Annotated in this window: 17 protein-coding genes and 1 tRNA gene; 16 read left to right on the top strand and 2 right to left on the bottom strand. The window is 40.7% G+C overall.

Going from position 1 to position 15,666, the window contains the following annotated elements; translation table 11 throughout:
- Window positions 1-24 precede the first annotated feature (24 nt).
- The 7 genes from CKW02_RS04585 to CKW02_RS04615 all read left to right on the top strand — a co-directional run bounded on the left by CKW02_RS04585 (window position 25) and on the right by CKW02_RS04615 (window position 4,649).
- The gene (locus CKW02_RS04585; RefSeq protein WP_003211695.1) at window positions 25-237 is read left to right on the top strand and encodes a hypothetical protein; all 213 of its coding nucleotides are present in this window, start codon (window positions 25-27) and stop codon (window positions 235-237) included.
- A gap of 115 nt (window positions 238-352) precedes the next feature.
- A complete protein-coding gene (locus tag CKW02_RS04590; protein ID WP_003211711.1) occupies window positions 353-1,099 on the top strand; it encodes an ABC transporter ATP-binding protein in 747 nt (248 codons plus the stop codon).
- Window positions 1,077-2,543: a hypothetical protein gene (locus CKW02_RS04595; RefSeq protein WP_003212365.1), complete on the top strand. Its 1,467-nt coding sequence runs from the start codon at window positions 1,077-1,079 to the stop codon at window positions 2,541-2,543. The genes CKW02_RS04590 and CKW02_RS04595 overlap by 23 nt, the downstream gene beginning before the upstream one ends.
- Window positions 2,527-3,432, top strand: coding sequence for a PqqD family protein (locus tag CKW02_RS04600; protein ID WP_003212126.1), 906 nt, complete (start codon window positions 2,527-2,529; stop codon window positions 3,430-3,432). The genes CKW02_RS04595 and CKW02_RS04600 overlap by 17 nt, the downstream gene beginning before the upstream one ends.
- On the top strand, window positions 3,429-3,710 hold the full coding sequence (locus tag CKW02_RS04605; protein WP_003211021.1) for a hypothetical protein: 282 nt from the start codon (window positions 3,429-3,431) through the stop codon (window positions 3,708-3,710). Before CKW02_RS04600 ends, CKW02_RS04605 begins: the two co-directional genes overlap by 4 nt.
- A gap of 81 nt (window positions 3,711-3,791) precedes the next feature.
- Window positions 3,792-4,448, top strand: coding sequence for a putative periplasmic lipoprotein (locus CKW02_RS04610; protein WP_003211065.1), 657 nt, complete (start codon window positions 3,792-3,794; stop codon window positions 4,446-4,448).
- Window positions 4,449-4,575: 127 nt separating this feature from the next.
- Window positions 4,576-4,649 (top strand) — tRNA-Gly (locus tag CKW02_RS04615).
- 99 nt (window positions 4,650-4,748) lie between these two features.
- On the opposite strand, the gene CKW02_RS04620 is transcribed toward CKW02_RS04615, so the two are convergent.
- Complete coding sequence (locus CKW02_RS04620) at window positions 4,749-5,345, bottom strand: hypothetical protein (protein ID WP_223251302.1); 597 nt, start codon at window positions 5,343-5,345, stop codon at window positions 4,749-4,751.
- Between the two features lie 83 nt (window positions 5,346-5,428).
- Here CKW02_RS04620 and queG point away from each other — a divergent pair, with 83 nt between their 5' ends.
- The 9 genes from queG (at window position 5,429) to CKW02_RS04665 (ending at window position 15,345) form a co-directional block, all read left to right on the top strand.
- Window positions 5,429-6,577 carry a tRNA epoxyqueuosine(34) reductase QueG gene (queG, locus tag CKW02_RS04625; RefSeq protein ID WP_034620065.1) on the top strand — a complete coding sequence of 383 codons (1,149 nt, stop codon included), beginning with the start codon at window positions 5,429-5,431 and terminating at the stop codon, window positions 6,575-6,577.
- A gap of 61 nt (window positions 6,578-6,638) precedes the next feature.
- Window positions 6,639-7,541 (top strand): amidase domain-containing protein, encoded by a 903-nt coding sequence (locus tag CKW02_RS04630; protein ID WP_003212210.1) that lies wholly within the window; start codon window positions 6,639-6,641, stop codon window positions 7,539-7,541.
- 43 nt (window positions 7,542-7,584) lie between these two features.
- Window positions 7,585-8,058, top strand: coding sequence for a tRNA (uridine(34)/cytosine(34)/5-carboxymethylaminomethyluridine(34)-2'-O)-methyltransferase TrmL (gene trmL, locus CKW02_RS04635; RefSeq protein ID WP_003211950.1), 474 nt, complete (start codon window positions 7,585-7,587; stop codon window positions 8,056-8,058).
- 518 nt (window positions 8,059-8,576) lie between these two features.
- A complete protein-coding gene (locus CKW02_RS04640; RefSeq protein ID WP_003211752.1) occupies window positions 8,577-10,472 on the top strand; it encodes a PrkA family serine protein kinase in 1,896 nt (631 codons plus the stop codon).
- 139 nt (window positions 10,473-10,611) lie between these two features.
- Entirely contained in the window at window positions 10,612-11,775 is a 1,164-nt protein-coding gene (gene yhbH / locus CKW02_RS04645) for a sporulation protein YhbH (protein WP_003211440.1), read from the top strand.
- A gap of 363 nt (window positions 11,776-12,138) precedes the next feature.
- Entirely contained in the window at window positions 12,139-12,771 is a 633-nt protein-coding gene (locus tag CKW02_RS04650; protein WP_003211200.1) for a biotin/lipoyl-containing protein, read from the top strand.
- Between the two features lie 39 nt (window positions 12,772-12,810).
- Entirely contained in the window at window positions 12,811-14,430 is a 1,620-nt protein-coding gene (locus CKW02_RS04655) for a DHA2 family efflux MFS transporter permease subunit (protein ID WP_003211187.1), read from the top strand.
- A gap of 17 nt (window positions 14,431-14,447) precedes the next feature.
- Window positions 14,448-14,972: a flavodoxin family protein gene (locus CKW02_RS04660; protein WP_003210946.1), complete on the top strand. Its 525-nt coding sequence runs from the start codon at window positions 14,448-14,450 to the stop codon at window positions 14,970-14,972.
- Between the two features lie 13 nt (window positions 14,973-14,985).
- Window positions 14,986-15,345 (top strand): hypothetical protein, encoded by a 360-nt coding sequence (locus CKW02_RS04665; protein ID WP_003211027.1) that lies wholly within the window; start codon window positions 14,986-14,988, stop codon window positions 15,343-15,345.
- Between the two features lie 112 nt (window positions 15,346-15,457).
- On the opposite strand, the gene cspB is transcribed toward CKW02_RS04665, so the two are convergent.
- Window positions 15,458-15,658, bottom strand: a complete 201-nt coding sequence (cspB, locus tag CKW02_RS04670; protein ID WP_003212277.1) for a cold shock-like protein CspB — start codon at window positions 15,656-15,658, stop codon at window positions 15,458-15,460.
- Between the last annotated feature and the right edge of the window lie 8 nt (window positions 15,659-15,666).

A 15,666-nucleotide genomic window follows, 5' to 3' on the forward strand; every position in this document is an offset into this window, starting at 1 on the left:
ATCATAAGCTGGGAGGTGAAAAGTATGACTTATGCAGCGCCGCAAGTTGACTATTCCACTATGGAACCTGCTATTATGGACCAAGCTTGGTTCTTAGTATTTGTTGCTGTCCTTCTTGGATTGGGAGCAACAGTTGTTCTAGGAGCAGCAGTTTGGTGTTTAGCAAACGGGAAGGGTAGCTTTACAGGAGCCGTTCAGTGGGAAAGTGGCTTAAAAGTCCAAATTGAATGTAAGTAGCTATACTTAGGATTCATCTTTTTACTTCTATGAAATGACACCAGGGCTAAACCGTCTGTGGCGGGCGGTTTAGCCTGATCTGTTTTTAAAGAATATGCAGACACTTGGAGGTTATATGTTTACGATCGAGAAATTAACCAAGACGTATAAAAATAACGTGACTGCTGTCAATGATTTTCATTTAAAAATCGACCCTCATCAAATCGTTGCTGTTGCTGGACCGAATGGTTCCGGTAAAACAACGATGATTAACTGTATACTCGGCATCATTAAGCATACAGAAGGAACGATTCTCTTGCAGGACGTCACAAATGACGAACCATCCTTTAAAAAACAAGTAGCCTATGTTCCAGATGATCTGCTACTCCCTGAAGCATTGACTGGTGCTGAATATTTAGATTTTGTTTCTTCTATGTATGAATGTAAAACAATTCATAGAAGAAATCAACTAATTGAACTGTTTGATATGGACTCGGCTTTATCAAGACCGATTGAAACCTATTCACATGGTATGAAAAAAAAGACACAGCTGATTGCCGCCTTTATGCTTGATAGTCAATTGGTGATCATGGATGAGCCCTTTAGAGGACTTGATATTGAAGCGGTTATAAACACAAAGAAACTGATGAAACGTTATACCGAGCACCATGGTGCGATCTTGCTTTCAACGCATGATATGCTTTCAGCGGAAGAGCTGTGCCATAAAATCGCCATTATTTCTAAGGGAATTAAAATGGATGAAGGAACGGTCTCAGCCTTAAAGGAGAAGTATCAATCAAGCACATTGGAACAGGTGTTTCTGAAAGCTTCAATGTTAAGTGATAGGGGTGCACATTTTGATGAAATCATTAATCATTTCTAGAATGATGCTTAAAATGTGGCAGCAGGAGATGTATAAGCTCTTTGATACTCAGACGAAGCGGATCATTGTGATCTTATTCTTTTTATTTGCCGTCACAATGGGCGCCATCATCGGATACAGTTTTACGGGTGTCTTTATGAAGGCTTTCTTAAATGGCGATGAGCGCTCACTAGGATTACTCGTTGTGTCAATGGCGATCAATGCATCCATCTTTACTAGCCTGTTATTCATTTTGATCAAGGTCAGAACGCCTGAGCAAGACCGTTTTTCTATGCAGCTCAGCTGGTTCCCGCTTTCTACCTTTCAGAAAAGCCTTGGTTACTTTATTCCGATGGTGACAGTAGTGGCAGGACTTGTTTTATTTTTTATCGGTATTCTGCTTTTACCTAATTTTATTGCCCAGGGAATAGGTATTTTCTTTATCTTTACGTTCTTTTTGATGGTGATTTTGCAATCGCTTTTTGTCTTAATGCTTTTGCAACTCATTTATAATATGACGTATTTGGTCATTCTGAAATTAAAATTACCGTTGCAAAAATTTGCAGCGATCTTTGTTTTATTAGCACTGGTTGTAGCGTATGGAATGACGCATTTTGATATCAGTCAAATTCAGCAATCATATATACAGTTTGATTATCATTTGATGTATTTTACAGCACCGTTTTTCTTAGCGGCTCAAGGGATGTCTCCTGAAGGGGTAAACTATGCAATTTTGATTCTGTTTATCCTTTTATCGGCGAGCGGTGCATTTCTTTCCCTTGCGATGATGCCGATTATGGCAGAGAAAAAAGCGTTAACCTTCTTAAACAAACTGCCGTTCTCTTCTTCAAAAAAATGGTCACTTATTGTAAAGGAAATGAAATCACAGGTGCGAAATGAAGAAAACATTTTAAACTTTCTCATTCTCCTCATTGTGATCTTATTCGTCCGTTATCAATTTGGATTCCGTTTTGAAGAAGAAGCATTTTTTGTTTTCTGCGCTCTTGCTGGATTAACCGCCTTCAATTCATTTGGCAATGATAAACGAATGCTGGGGATGTACAAAACATTTGGTCTAAGATCGTGGGAAGTGGCTCTGTATAAGTTTATCGGGCTTTTGTTTGTTGGTGTACTGCAAATTGCAATCTTCATGCTGACAACGCTGACGCTTCCTGATCAGGTTTGGAACGTATTGATTGGGGCCGCTGTCTTATGCAATGCCACTGCGCTCTTTTATGTAGTAGGTATTTTACTTCCGCTTGATCGGAACAATCCTTACACAGGCATTTTTTCATTTGGAGCACTTATTTTACTCATGATTCCGATTGTTTTTATTGGAAACTATGTCATAGGGGAGTCGAGTCAAACGCTTCAGTGGCTGCTTGTAGCTGCATTTGAAGGTCTGCTCATCTTTGCCATATACAAAGGTTTTTCATGGAGGTATTCACATGATTCAACTTCTTAACAATAAGCTAAAGATTGAGCGGGTACCGGCTTTCGCGCCGTATGTGACCTTACAAAAGAGGCATCTCACGGATACGCAGTATGGAAGCACACTCCCGATTAATGAAAGTGCCTATCATATGTTAACGAAAGTAGATGGCAAAAGGACAGAAGCGAGTATTACCACAGAGCTCGCCGATTTGTTTCAGGTCGATGAGTCTGTGATTTCTCGTGACTTTTATCAACTGATAATGGGGTTGAATCAGCACCACTTACTGTCTATTCATTATCAATCACCATATCGGATTGTGACAGCCTGCTGTCAATTTTTCAAGCAGTATCAAGTGAAAATGAAGGAACGATTTGATTGCACTGGTCACTCGTTCCTTCATATTTTTGGGACAGCATTACTCATGGTGACGCGTAAAATCATCTTTTTCTGGATGCTATTTATGGTCATGGCAGGAATCGCTTTTTTATTCATTCCTGACCGGTCGATTGCAGCCATTGCGATTTATTTTACAATTATTTATTTTGGATTAATTACGGGAACGGCCTTACATGAGGCAGCACATGGCTATACGCATCGGAAATTTGCGGGACGGGATGGTCCACAAGGTTTTTTTGCAAGTGATATGATGTCAGTGAAATTTGTGAGACCGGTATTAGATCCGTTTCAGAAAAAGCAGGTATGGATTACCCTGCTTGGGCCGCTTGTCCCAGGTGTGATCGGAGCAGCAGGGATCATTGTGACCGTATTATGTCTAAAAGAAAATCCAATTTCAACAGGTTTCTTTATTTTTTCAATCACGTATTTTATTCAATTACTCTATCTTCTTCCATTTATGGGGGATGGTAAATCCATTATGAAGCAGCTATTGCTTGGGGGAATGGGAGGACAACGATCATGAACGTACAGGCGATGAAACAAGGTGCTATTGTTGGTGGTTTTCTGGGGTTTTTAGGCTTTCCGATGCTGACAATCGGCATATTATTCTATCATTTATTTCAATCAAAAACGAATGATGCTTTATTATTTAACAGTCTCGCTTTTGAGATGGAAGGTTCATCCGCATTTACTTTTCAAATCAAGCCAAACTTTTTTATTTATATGATTGTGATTTTTGCCGCGAGTTTTCTCATTGTGGCTATCTTATCAGCCATGAAGCAGAAAAAAGCGAAAGGTTAGGAGAATTCTCCTAATCTTTTTTTTGTATGTCCAACCAAATTTTAGTATAATAGAAAATAAAAAACATCAAAGGGGATCTCAATGTTAAAAAAATGGAGTGTTCTTATATTCACTGTTTTTCTATTAGCAGGATGCGGTGAGAAGGCTGAAGAAACCACGCAAACCGAGAAGACGGTATCGACAATAAACACGGAGTCTGCTACTAAGAAGCAAGTAACCATCGAACAAATGAAACTGACAAAAAAAGAAAAAAACTTACTAGAAGCATCAACCACTAATGAAATGGTCGCTTTGACAATAAAAGGATTAACGAAGAAGGATAAGAGTATTACGTTTATCGGGAGTCATTATAAAAATGGCCGATTAGCTAATAAGGAAGCGTCATCTGCCACCTTTACTTTACATCAGGATGGAACCGACCAAACGATGAATGTGCTCTTACAATTAAGGCATGAGAAAGATACATATGAATCACAATTTAGTATGTGGTCAGACAACAAGAACGAGGGAATGACGAAAGCAACAGCAAGCTTTCCGTTCAAAGTAAGTGACTATGTTTTTTCTGCACAATCTGAAACTGTCAAAGTCTCTTCTGGAGGAAAGGCACTGATTGCGTATACAGCGGCAATGGGGAAAGACGGAAATTCACCAATGCTTGAAGAGATTGAGAAAAATCCTAAGCAAGCGCTGAAGAATAAGTCACATGCCTACTTATTTTACATCCAGCTCGATAAATAACTATCGTAATATATACGGAGAATATGAAGTTTTTTGACGAAAAATCTTCATATTCTCTTGACGAATTGTTTAGGAAGTTGTAACATAATAAAGGTCAACGCGATGACGTTGCTTTTGAAAAATTGATGCGGGTGTAGTTTAGTGGTAAAACCTCAGCCTTCCAAGCTGATGTCGTGAGTTCGATTCTCATCACCCGCTCCAATACATAATTTTTGTTAATAACGCAGTATTTCGTTTCTTAGATAAACGAAGTGTTGCGTTTTTTATTATGTCAGTATAATGTGAAAAAGCACTGTCAAGCTACAGTGCTTTTTCAATAAATTCATATTTACTTTCTCCACCATGTATTTGTACAAACATCTTCGTCAAGGATTGGATGAGAGCTTCACTCTTTTCCCGGGAAATAGATGGCGGAAACAGAATGATTTGCAGAATGTTTTTTGTGTCTTGAGAAATGTGTGCTTTACTTGGTTGAGAAAATAATCCCTTAAGTCCTGCGTTGTCCTGCCATTCAATGTAACCACTCTCATGTTTTGCTAGTGAAAGCGGCTCTTCTATGCGATCAGCATCGAATGTCAGGATAGGCAAGAAATATTTTAAAGAGAAAAAGATCGACAAATCCTGTACGGAATTGGTCGAGTCTATAAATTGTTCCTTTTGGATATCAGCAAGAATTGGCAGGAAAGGAACGTCTTTTAAAAGGTCCGTCCATTCTTTGATGGCTGGTACTTCTTCTAAGACTTTATCTTCGTATTCAAAGAATAAAGATTCTTGAAACAGGCGTAGCCGGCCTTTTAACATTTGAGGGGATGTGCCAACTTCAATATGCGAATATTCAATCTGTCCAACATGGATAGACGGGTTGTCAGGATGAGAAATTTCCATATGTATCTTCACAGTGACTCACTCCAATCGGTCATGATACACTCGTATTATACTGAAAACAACAGAAGAAACAAAGAAAGGAGGTTTGCAAGGTGATTCATGTTGGAGAATTAAAAGAAGAATTGATTCAATATGCGAAAGAAATTGGTGTCGATAAAATCCGATTTGCAAGTGCTGATACATTTGATTCATTAAAAGACCGCCTCATCTTACATGAATCGTTAGGGTATTTGTCAGGCTTTGAAGAGCCTGATATCGAAAAACGAACAAACCCTTCTTTGCTGCTTCCGAAGGCCAAATCAATTGTTGCGATAGCGCTCGCGTATCCTTCCAAAATGAAAGATGCTCCTCGAAGTACAAAGGATGCAAGAAGAGGGATCTTTTGCCGTGCTTCTTGGGGAACAGACTATCATGTTGTGCTGAAAAAAAAGCTCGATATGCTCGAGGAATTCTTGCGAAGCAAACATGTCGATATACGAACAAAATCAATGGTGGATACAGGGGAGCTGTCCGATCGTGCAGTAGCGGAACGTGCTGGCATAGGTTTTAGTGCGAAGAACTGTATGATTATCACGCCAGAGTTTGGGTCTTACGTGTATTTGGCTGAAATGATCACAAATGTCCCATTTGAACCGGATGAAAAAATTGAAGACCAGTGCGGAACGTGTAATAAATGTGTTGATTCGTGTCCAACTGGTGCACTTGTAAATCCAGGACAGCTGAATTCCCAGCGATGTATTTCCTTTTTAACGCAAACGAAAGGATTTTTGCCTGACGAGTTTCGTTCGAAAATAGGAAATCGTTTATATGGGTGTGATACGTGCCAAATTGTCTGCCCGATCAATAAAGGGAAGGACTTTCACCTGCATCCTGAAATGGAGCCGGACCCTGAAATTGCGAAGCCGCTCTTAAAGCCGCTTCTTACGATCAGTAATCGTGAGTTTAAGGAAAAATACGGTCATGTTTCAGGTTCATGGCGGGGGAAAAAGCCAATTCAGCGAAATGCGATTTTGGCACTTGCTCACTTTAAAGATACATCTGCCTTACCCGTGTTGATTGATTTGATGCACAAGGATCCAAGGCCTGTTATTCGAGGCACGGCTGCTTGGGCAATTGGGAAAATTGGCGACGAGCAGCTACTCCCAGAGCTGGAAAAAGCCCTTGAGCGGGAAAGTGATGAGGAAGCGAGACAAGAAATTGTCAAAGGGATTGAGTTTTTACAGACACCTTTAAATACTAAATAACATCTCTGTGAACATAGAATGAACCAAACAGAGATTTTAAAAAAAGTTTGGTGGTGTCTGTGTGAAACAATTATTAGAGCAAACATTAGAAGACAGGCTTGGTTATTTATTAAATGGAAGTGCAATCAAACAGCCGCAGCTCATGTCTGATGTGGAAGCAGTCGAACGGAAAAAAGAGCTTTTTGCTAGAAGACAGGTGGAGATTGTCAAGGCGAAGGCGAAAGCAACACTCCTAGATTCAACGATTCAGGATGATGGGGCTCAGCATGTGCAGTATCTTGCTCATCTCACTTATGTATGCAAGGATGTAGACGATTCTTTTTATTTAGAGGAACAAGTAGAAAAAAGAGAAGCGTTCCTTTACAACGACATGCTTGTGAAAGATCGGATAATGCTAGAAAAGCGGCAAATGGAAGAGCAGGTGGATGAGCGCTTTCAGACCGAAGAACAGTTTGGGAGAGCCTTTCACTATGACCGGCGGGCAGCCGTACAATATGCGGAGACGTACTGGAATAAACGAAATCCCGCCTATAAAAACTTCGATGATAACTGCACAAATTTTATTTCACAATGCTTGAAGGCAGGGAATGCGCCAACGAGAGGGTATCCGAACCGCGGATCTGGCTGGTGGGTGCGGCCGCATACGTGGAGCTATAGCTGGACGGTGGCTCATTCGATGAAAAATTATTTAGCGAATTCGAAAGCGGGTTTAAGAGCAAAGAAACTCAAGGAAGCGCAGGAGCTTCAAATTGGTGATGTCATTTGCTACGATTTTGAGGGAGATGGTAGGTATAATCATACAACCATTGTCGTCGATCACGATAAAGGCGGAATGCCTCTTGTGAATGCTCAGACATATGACAGCCGAATGCGTTATTGGTCGTATGAGGATTCGACCGCCTATACACCAGCTATTCGTTATACGTTTTTTCACATTTTGGACGATGCCGCGAAGGATAGTTAATGGTATAATGTTGAGCGGAAAAGAAAATTAGAGGTGAACTTTTTTGGGACTTCATGTCGTTTTATATCAACCAGAGATTCCAGCTAATACTGGAAATATTGCGCGTACATGTGCAGCAACAAATACAACCCTTCATCTGATTCGTCCGCTTGGTTTTTCGACAGATGATAAAATGCTGAAGCGTGCAGGACTCGATTATTGGAAATATGCCAATGTCGTCTATCATGACTCGCTTGATGAATTGTTTGAGGCTCATCCGAAGGGACAATTCTTCTATATCACAAAATTTGGCCAAAAGCCGCATACGACATTTGATTACTCTCAGTTAGATGAAGATTACTTCTTCGTTTTTGGCAGAGAGACAAGTGGATTGCCGAAAGATTTGATCGAGCGGAATATGGACCGCTGCCTTCGTTTACCGATGACAGAACATGTTCGTTCTCTGAATCTATCGAATACGGCAGCAATTCTTGTGTATGAGGCACTTCGACAGCAGCAATATCGAGATCTGATATAAGGTCAAGAAGAAAGCTGGGATACCAATCTCGGCTTTTTTTATATGAGATAAGGAACAAAATATGATTTGTTCAGTCTATTTTTTGACATATTGAAAAAATCGAAACACAGTGAATAAGCAGGTGCTAAAAACAACGAACTAAATGAAAAAAGGATGTTCCGTTCATGGAACATCCTTTTTTTCATTTACCAGGCTTGCCTTCGTAGCCAGCTGTGAAAATGGATACTAAAAACGTAATGATGACGCCCATCATAATGACCGTTCTCATATAAGCTCCCCCTTATCCCTTTGTTTCTATCGCTGCCTGTTTCATATGATGTGAAGTTCGCCTTGAAAAGCAGGAGAAGAAGATCATTTTTCTCCTGTTTTTCCTTTATTATGAAGGGTCTTGCGGATGGTTGTCAATTCAGTTTGCCAATTCGTCATTTTGAAGAACGAAAGCATGTAATAGGACGCCTCCGCATAGATTGTAAAACAGTATCTGATTACTTGCTTCAATCTTGAAAGAGGAGGTTCATATGGATATTTTAAAGAAAATTGAACAGCACAGAGAAGAAGAGCAGCGTCTTAAATGGGAAGGCACATTTGGCGAGTATTTAGACATTATAAAGGAAAATCCACTTGTCGCTCAATCTGCTCATTCTCGCGTTTATCATATGATTAAAGACAGCGGGATTGAAGAGGAGAATGGGGTCAGAACGTACAAATTTTTTGATCAGGAGCTTTTTGGATTAGAGGAATCATTGGAAAGATTAGTGGAGGAATATTTTCACCCTGCTGCCAAGCGCCTCGATGTGAGGAAGCGTATTTTGTTATTGATGGGACCAGTGAGCGGGGGGAAATCTACGCTTGTTACTAGGCTGAAAAGAGGACTAGAGGAATATTCACTGACAGATCATGGCGCAGTCTATGCGATCAAAGGCTGCCCGATGCATGAAGATCCGCTTCATCTTATTCCGCAAAATCTGCGGGAGGATTTTTATAGAGAATATGGCATTCGTGTGCAGGGGAATTTGTCCCCTCTGAATATGATGAGGCTGGAAGAGGAATATGGCGGACGAATTGAGGATGTAAGGGTTGAACGGATCTTCTTCTCAGAGGATAAACGGACCGGTATTGGTACCTTTAGTCCGTCTGATCCGAAATCTCAGGACATTGCTGATTTAACAGGAAGCATCGATTTTTCAACCATTGCTGAATTTGGATCAGAGTCAGATCCAAGGGCCTACCGCTTTGATGGAGAACTCAATAAAGCAAACCGAGGGATGATGGAGTTTCAGGAGATGTTAAAGTGTGATGAGAAGTTTCTATGGCATCTTCTGTCATTAACGCAGGAAGGAAATTTTAAAGCAGGCCGTTTTGCCTTGATTAGTGCAGATGAATTGATCGTTGCTCATACGAATGAAACCGAGTACCGGTCGTTTATTTCAAATAAAAAGAACGAGGCCTTGCATTCAAGAATTATTGTGATGCCGATTCCTTATAACTTGAAGGTGACAGAGGAGGAACGCATTTATCATAAAATGATTTCAGAAAGTGATGTTTCTGATGTGCATATTGCCCCGCATACGCTGAAAGTAGCAGCGATGTTCTCCATTTTGACAAGACTCAAAGAGCCGAAGCGTTCTGATATTGATTTGGTGAAAAAAATGCGTCTGTATGACGGAGAAAGTGTCGAAGGCTTCCAATCTGCTGATATTGATGAGATGAAAAAGGAATTTCATGATGAAGGGATGAGCGGAATTGATCCGCGATATGTGATTAACCGCATTTCCTCCACTATTATCCGGAAGAATATGGAGTCGATCAATGCGCTGGATGTTCTTCGTTCGTTAAAAGAAGGACTCGATCAGCATCCGTCTATCTCAAGCGAGGACCGGGAGCGCTATTTGAATTTTATTTCTGTTGCGCGAAAAGAGTACGACGATATTGCCAAGAAGGAAGTACAAAAGGCATTTGTGTATTCCTATGAAGAGTCTGCGAAAACACTGATGGATAATTACTTAGATAATGTCGAGGCGTATTGCAACAAAAACAAGCTGCGTGATCCGTTAACCGGTGAAGAAATGAATCCTGATGAAAAGCTTATGCGTTCAATTGAAGAGCAGATCGGAATTTCTGAAAATGCGAAAAAGGCATTTAGAGAAGAAATTCTGATTCGTATTTCGGCTTATGCGAGAAAGGGCAAACGCTTTGATTATAATTCTCATGAGAGATTGCGTGAGGCGATTCAGAAGAAGCTGTTTGCTGATTTAAAAGATGTGGTGAAAATCACGACGTCAACGAAGACGCCGGATGAACAGCAGCTGAAGAAAGTGAATGAAGTAGTGGCTAGATTAATTGATGAACATGGCTATAATTCAACAAGTGCAAATGAACTTTTAAAATATGTAGGCAGTCTTCTCAATCGTTAATAAATGAAGGAGGCATTATTGGCGCACCTGCACCGGTAATGTCTTTTTTAGAAATGATCGTCAACTTGGGTGACGAGCAGCATAAGATAAAGGAATCGGTGGTTAGAAGAATTGTGCAAACAGGTGAGGAGGGGGATGGATGTCCCGGCAAGAAAAAAGTCAGTTTATTGTATCTCAGGAAGACTGGTCCCTCCATCGAAAAGGCTATGACGACCAGCAGCGTCATCAGAAAAAGGTCAAAGAAGCGATTAAAAACAATTTGCCGGATCTTGTCACAGAAGAAAGCATTATCATGTCTAACGGAAAAGATGTTGTCAAAATTCCGATTCGTTCGTTAGATGAATATAAAATTCGGTACAACTACGATAAAAATAAGCATGTGGGTCAAGGCGATGGAGACAGCGAGGTAGGCGATATTGTCGCACGTGATGGATCAGACAGTAAGCAAGGGCAAGGAAAGGGACAGAGCGCAGGAGATCAGGCTGGAGAGGATTATTACGAAGCTGAGGTCTCATTAATGGATCTTGAGGAAGCGCTGTTTCGGGAATTAGAGCTGCCAAACCTTAAACAAAAGGAGCTTGACGACATCATTGTCGAGCAAATTGAGTTTAACGATATTCGCAAAACCGGGTTAACAGGGAATATTCATAAAAAACGAACGATGCTGTCAGCATTTAAACGAAATGCAATGACAGGCAGTCCTTCCTTTTATCCAATCTACCCAGAGGATATCAAATATAAGACGTGGAATGAAGTGACCAAACCAGAGTCGAAAGCCGTCGTTTTGGCAATGATGGATACGAGCGGAAGTATGGGACTTTGGGAAAAATATATGGCGAGAAGTTTTTTCTTTTGGATGACACGTTTCTTACGGACAAAGTATGAGACGGTCGATATTGAATTTATTGCCCATCATACAGAGGCGAAGGTTGTAGATGAAGAGCATTTCTTCTCGCGCGGCGAGAGCGGGGGGACGATTTGCTCCTCTGTCTATCGAAAAGCACTAGAGCTCATAGACGAACGTTATCCGCCATCGCGATATAATATTTATCCTTTTCATTTTTCTGATGGAGACAATTTGACCTCAGACAATGCACGGTGCGTAAAGCTTGTTTCTGAAATTATGAAAAAAGCCAATTTATTCTGTTATGGTGAAGTGAATCAATACAACCGGCATTCTACATTAATGTCAGCATATAAGCATATACAGGATGAGAAATTTAAGCATTATATTTTGAAGCAAAAATCAGATGTTTTTCTCGCCCTAAAAAAATTTTTTCAGCAGGAAGAAGTTCTTTCGTAAATAGCACATTTGAAAAAACCTTTCAGCATAAGGGCTGAAGGGTTTTTTGTATGGAGAAGGAAGGGATCACCAGAAAAAAAGTAAAACTTTCTCTTTGACATTTCAATTTTCATTTATTAATATTTAATCTTGTTAAATATAAGTTTTTCAAAAAAGATGCCGATCGTCTTTTCTTCTTTTTCTACTCTTTGCTCATGAGTGAACAATAAGTATAAATGGGCTGCACACCATTATTCATGCGGGGAAGATGAAGGAGATATAACAGTTTTATGAGCTTGCTTCATATTCTGTCAGATGATGGGCATTCTAAGTTTGCTAAAGCAGATGACACTATATTTTTATACATGAAAGGAGAAACAAAACATGAACAGAGGGCGTTTATTGCTAACGAACATTATTGGCCTTATTGTAATTCTTGCCATTATTGCCGGAGGTGCTTATTACTACTACGAAAGCACAAATTTTGTCAAAACTGACGAGGCGAAAGTGACAGGTGACATGTATCAAATCACAGCACCAGCAGCTGGACAAATCAAAGGCTGGGATATCAATGAAGGTGACGAAGTGCAAAAAGACAGCACAGTTGCAAAAGTTGAAGGAGAAACAAAAACAAACATTAAATCAGTGGCTGATGGCACATTAGTCAAAAAAGAAGTACAAAACAATCAACAAGTGCAGCCTGGTACAGTTCTTGGTGAAACGATTGATTTAAGCAAGCTTTACATCACAGCGAATATCAAAGAAACAGATATTAAAAACATTGAAAAAGGCGACAAAGTTGACATCGTCGTAGATGGTGATCCTGATACAACATTTGAAGGAACAGTTGAACAAATTGGTTATGCGACAAACTCAACATTCAGCATGCTGCCAGCAACAAATTCAAGTGGTAACTATACAAAAGTCACACAAAAAGTAGCAGTGAAAATTTCAATTAAAAATCCATCAGACAAAGTACTTCCTGGTATGAATGCTTCTGTCAAAATTTCATCTTAATGATGATTGATATCAAAAAATGAAAGGAGGTTGTCTGAGATGGCAAATCAACCTGCAGCAACAAAACAGGGAGCAGGCTCCTTGTCTTTACTGATCATTTTAATGGCCGGCTTGTTCGTAGCGATTTTGAACCAAACACTTCTGAACGTAGCCATGCCCCATTTAATGACTGAATTTAATGTGAGTGCAACGACGATTCAGTGGCTTACAACAGGTTATATGCTTGTCAACGGTGTGCTGATTCCGTTATCTGCGTTTTTAATCACACGCTTTGGACAGCGCAGCTTATTCTTAGTTGCCATGATCTCGTTTACACTAGGGACCTTTATTTGCGGGATTGCGCCGAACTTTTCAACGATGCTTATCGGTCGTTTGATTCAGGCAATCGGCGGCGGTATTCTGCAGCCGCTTGTGATGACAACAATCCTTTTTATTTTCCCTCCTGAAAACAGAGGGAAAGGAATGGGGATTTTCGGTCTTGCAATGATGTTTGCTCCAGCGGTAGGACCAACATTATCTGGTTACATTATTGAAAATTATTCTTGGCGTATTATGTTTTATGGACTTGTTCCAATCGGAGCAATTGTCATTATCGCGGCTTTCTTTATGTTTAGAAATATTGTAGAGCCTAAAAAGATCAAGCTGGACGGCCTTGGTGCGATTCTTTCCATCGTTGGTTTTGCTTCGCTTCTATACGGAGTGAGTGAAGCCGGAAGTGATGGCTGGACAGATCCGATCGTCTTATCGACGATTATTGTTGGTGCGATTGCGATCATTCTCTTTATTTTCCAACAGCTGAAAGTTGATAATCCGATGCTTGATTTCCGTGTGTTTAAATACAGCATTTTCTCATTATCAAGTGTTATTAATATTATTATTACAGTTGCCTTATACACTGGGATGTTCTTACTTCCGATTTATTTGCAGAACCTCGTTGGATTTACGGCATTGCAATCCGGGCTATTAATGCTTCCGGGGGCACTTGCGATGCTGATTATGTCCCCGATTTCAGGGATTTTGTTTGATAAATTTGGACCTCGTCCGCTTGCGATTGTGGGGATGCTCATTACCGTTGTCACCACATTCGAGTTTACAAGGCTGACCATTGATACATCATATAGTCACATTGTACTCATGTATGCAGTGCGTGCATTCGGTATGTCACTCCTTATGATGCCGGTGATGACAGCTGGGATGAACCAATTACCACAGCACTTAAACAGCCATGGTACAGCGATGTCTAATACATTAAGACAAATAAGCGGTTCGATCGGTACGAGTTTGATCACAACGATTTATACGAATCGGACAACATTCCATTATTCCAATATGGCGGATCAAACAAATACAGCGGACCCATTCTTTATGAATTCATTCCAGGCGGCTGTGTCGAATGTGATGCATCATATGGGCATGACAGCTGAAGCTGCTCAAAAATATGTATCCACCCAGCTCTTTACGAAAGCACAGGTTGATTCAAACGTAATGGGTATCAATGATGCTTACATGTGGGTAACGTTATTCTGTGCCGCTGGTGTCATTCTTAGCTTGTTCCTGCGTGATGTACGTAAGGATAAAAAGCGAAAAGATCAGCAGCATAAAAAACAAGAAATAACACTGCTTCCAGCACCTAAGGAAGCAAACCAAGATGCAAGATAAGTGTGGAGGGACCGTACATGAAAATTTATGTCGTATACGATAGTGAAGGTAACCATACAAAAGCACTGGCAGAAGCAATTGCAGCAGGCGCAGGTGAAACAGAGCAGGCTGAAGTATTCGTTGATCACGTGAAAGATGCGGATATTCGCAAGCTGGATCAAATGGATGCGATCATTTGGGGCTGCCCTGGTCACTTTGGGACCATTAGTGCTGGATTAAAGACATGGATTGACCGTCTTGGCTACCTATGGGCAGAGGGAAAACTAATCGATAAAGTCGGTGCCGTTTTCTGTACAACTGCTACAACGCACGGCGGTTTAGAAATGACGATGCATAATTTGATTACACCAATGTTCCACCAAGGGATGCTTGTCGTTGGTCTTCCTGGAAATGTGCCAGAAAATGCTTTATACGGCTCTTACTATGGAGCAGGTGTGACATGTCCGATTGATTCTGATGAAGTGATTTCGACAGAAGGCATTGAACTCGGGAAAGCATTAGGAAGACGTGTAGCATCAGTCACTGCGTCATTTAAGCGATAAGGAGAGGGTTCTTTTGGCGACGATTATTGTAGCGTTAGTAGCTGCTGTTCTAGTCATTATCGGATTAGTAGCATTCAATGTCAGACACGCTTCGGTCGAGAAGAAAGAGATCAATGAAGATGTGCCCAATCAGCCTGACGTGCCCCGTAGCGAGTCAGAAGTTGCGGCGAGACCTGTAGAGCCTGAAGTAGAAGAGGAAGCGTCAACGCCTTCTCAAACGGATGAACGAGTGTCTGGTGATGATTTCTATAGACAGGCGCTTCAAAAGTTTAAGCAGCCAGAACCACCTGTCAAAGAAGAAGAGCCAGAAACTAAAATGAATGATGATATGTATCGTTCTGCTTTGCAGAAGCTAAAGCAGAACGACAAATAAAAAAGAGAACCTCTCGTCAGGTTCTCTTTTTTTATAGCACAAAAAAACCGCCGGCAGAAGCCGGGCGGTTTTCCTTCACTCTATAAAGTGCTAAAGAGCAGATGCTCTTAAATTACGCTTTGTTAACGTTAGCAGCTTGTGGTCCACGGTTACCTTCAACGATTTCGAAAGAAACTGCTTGACCTTCTTCTAAAGTTTTGAAGCCTTCGCCTTGGATAGCAGAGAAGTGAACGAATACATCGTCTTGACCTTCTACTTCGATGAATCCGAAACCTTTTTCAGAGTTGAACCATTTTACTTTACCTTCTAACATGAAATTTC

Origin of the sequence: Bacillus pumilus, from assembly GCF_900186955.1 — a bacterium.
Classification (GTDB): Bacteria; Bacillota; Bacilli; order Bacillales; family Bacillaceae; genus Bacillus; species Bacillus pumilus.

What these genes read in the sequence shown, in the direction of transcription:
- CKW02_RS04660 (WP_003210946.1), top strand. Translation starts at nt 14,448, where the DNA reads ATGAAAATTTATGTCGTATACGATAGTGAAGGTAACCATACAAAAGCA.
- yhbH (WP_003211440.1), top strand. Translation starts at nt 10,612, where the DNA reads ATGTCCCGGCAAGAAAAAAGTCAGTTTATTGTATCTCAGGAAGACTGG.
- CKW02_RS04650 (WP_003211200.1), top strand. Translation starts at nt 12,139, where the DNA reads ATGAACAGAGGGCGTTTATTGCTAACGAACATTATTGGCCTTATTGTA.
- CKW02_RS04585 (WP_003211695.1), top strand. Translation starts at nt 25, where the DNA reads ATGACTTATGCAGCGCCGCAAGTTGACTATTCCACTATGGAACCTGCT.
- CKW02_RS04590 (WP_003211711.1), top strand. Translation starts at nt 353, where the DNA reads ATGTTTACGATCGAGAAATTAACCAAGACGTATAAAAATAACGTGACT.
- cspB (WP_003212277.1), bottom strand. Translation starts at nt 15,658, where the DNA reads ATGTTAGAAGGTAAAGTAAAATGGTTCAACTCTGAAAAAGGTTTCGGA.
- CKW02_RS04640 (WP_003211752.1), top strand. Translation starts at nt 8,577, where the DNA reads ATGGATATTTTAAAGAAAATTGAACAGCACAGAGAAGAAGAGCAGCGT.
- CKW02_RS04595 (WP_003212365.1), top strand. Translation starts at nt 1,077, where the DNA reads ATGAAATCATTAATCATTTCTAGAATGATGCTTAAAATGTGGCAGCAG.
- CKW02_RS04610 (WP_003211065.1), top strand. Translation starts at nt 3,792, where the DNA reads ATGTTAAAAAAATGGAGTGTTCTTATATTCACTGTTTTTCTATTAGCA.
- CKW02_RS04605 (WP_003211021.1), top strand. Translation starts at nt 3,429, where the DNA reads ATGAACGTACAGGCGATGAAACAAGGTGCTATTGTTGGTGGTTTTCTG.
- CKW02_RS04600 (WP_003212126.1), top strand. Translation starts at nt 2,527, where the DNA reads ATGATTCAACTTCTTAACAATAAGCTAAAGATTGAGCGGGTACCGGCT.
- CKW02_RS04655 (WP_003211187.1), top strand. Translation starts at nt 12,811, where the DNA reads ATGGCAAATCAACCTGCAGCAACAAAACAGGGAGCAGGCTCCTTGTCT.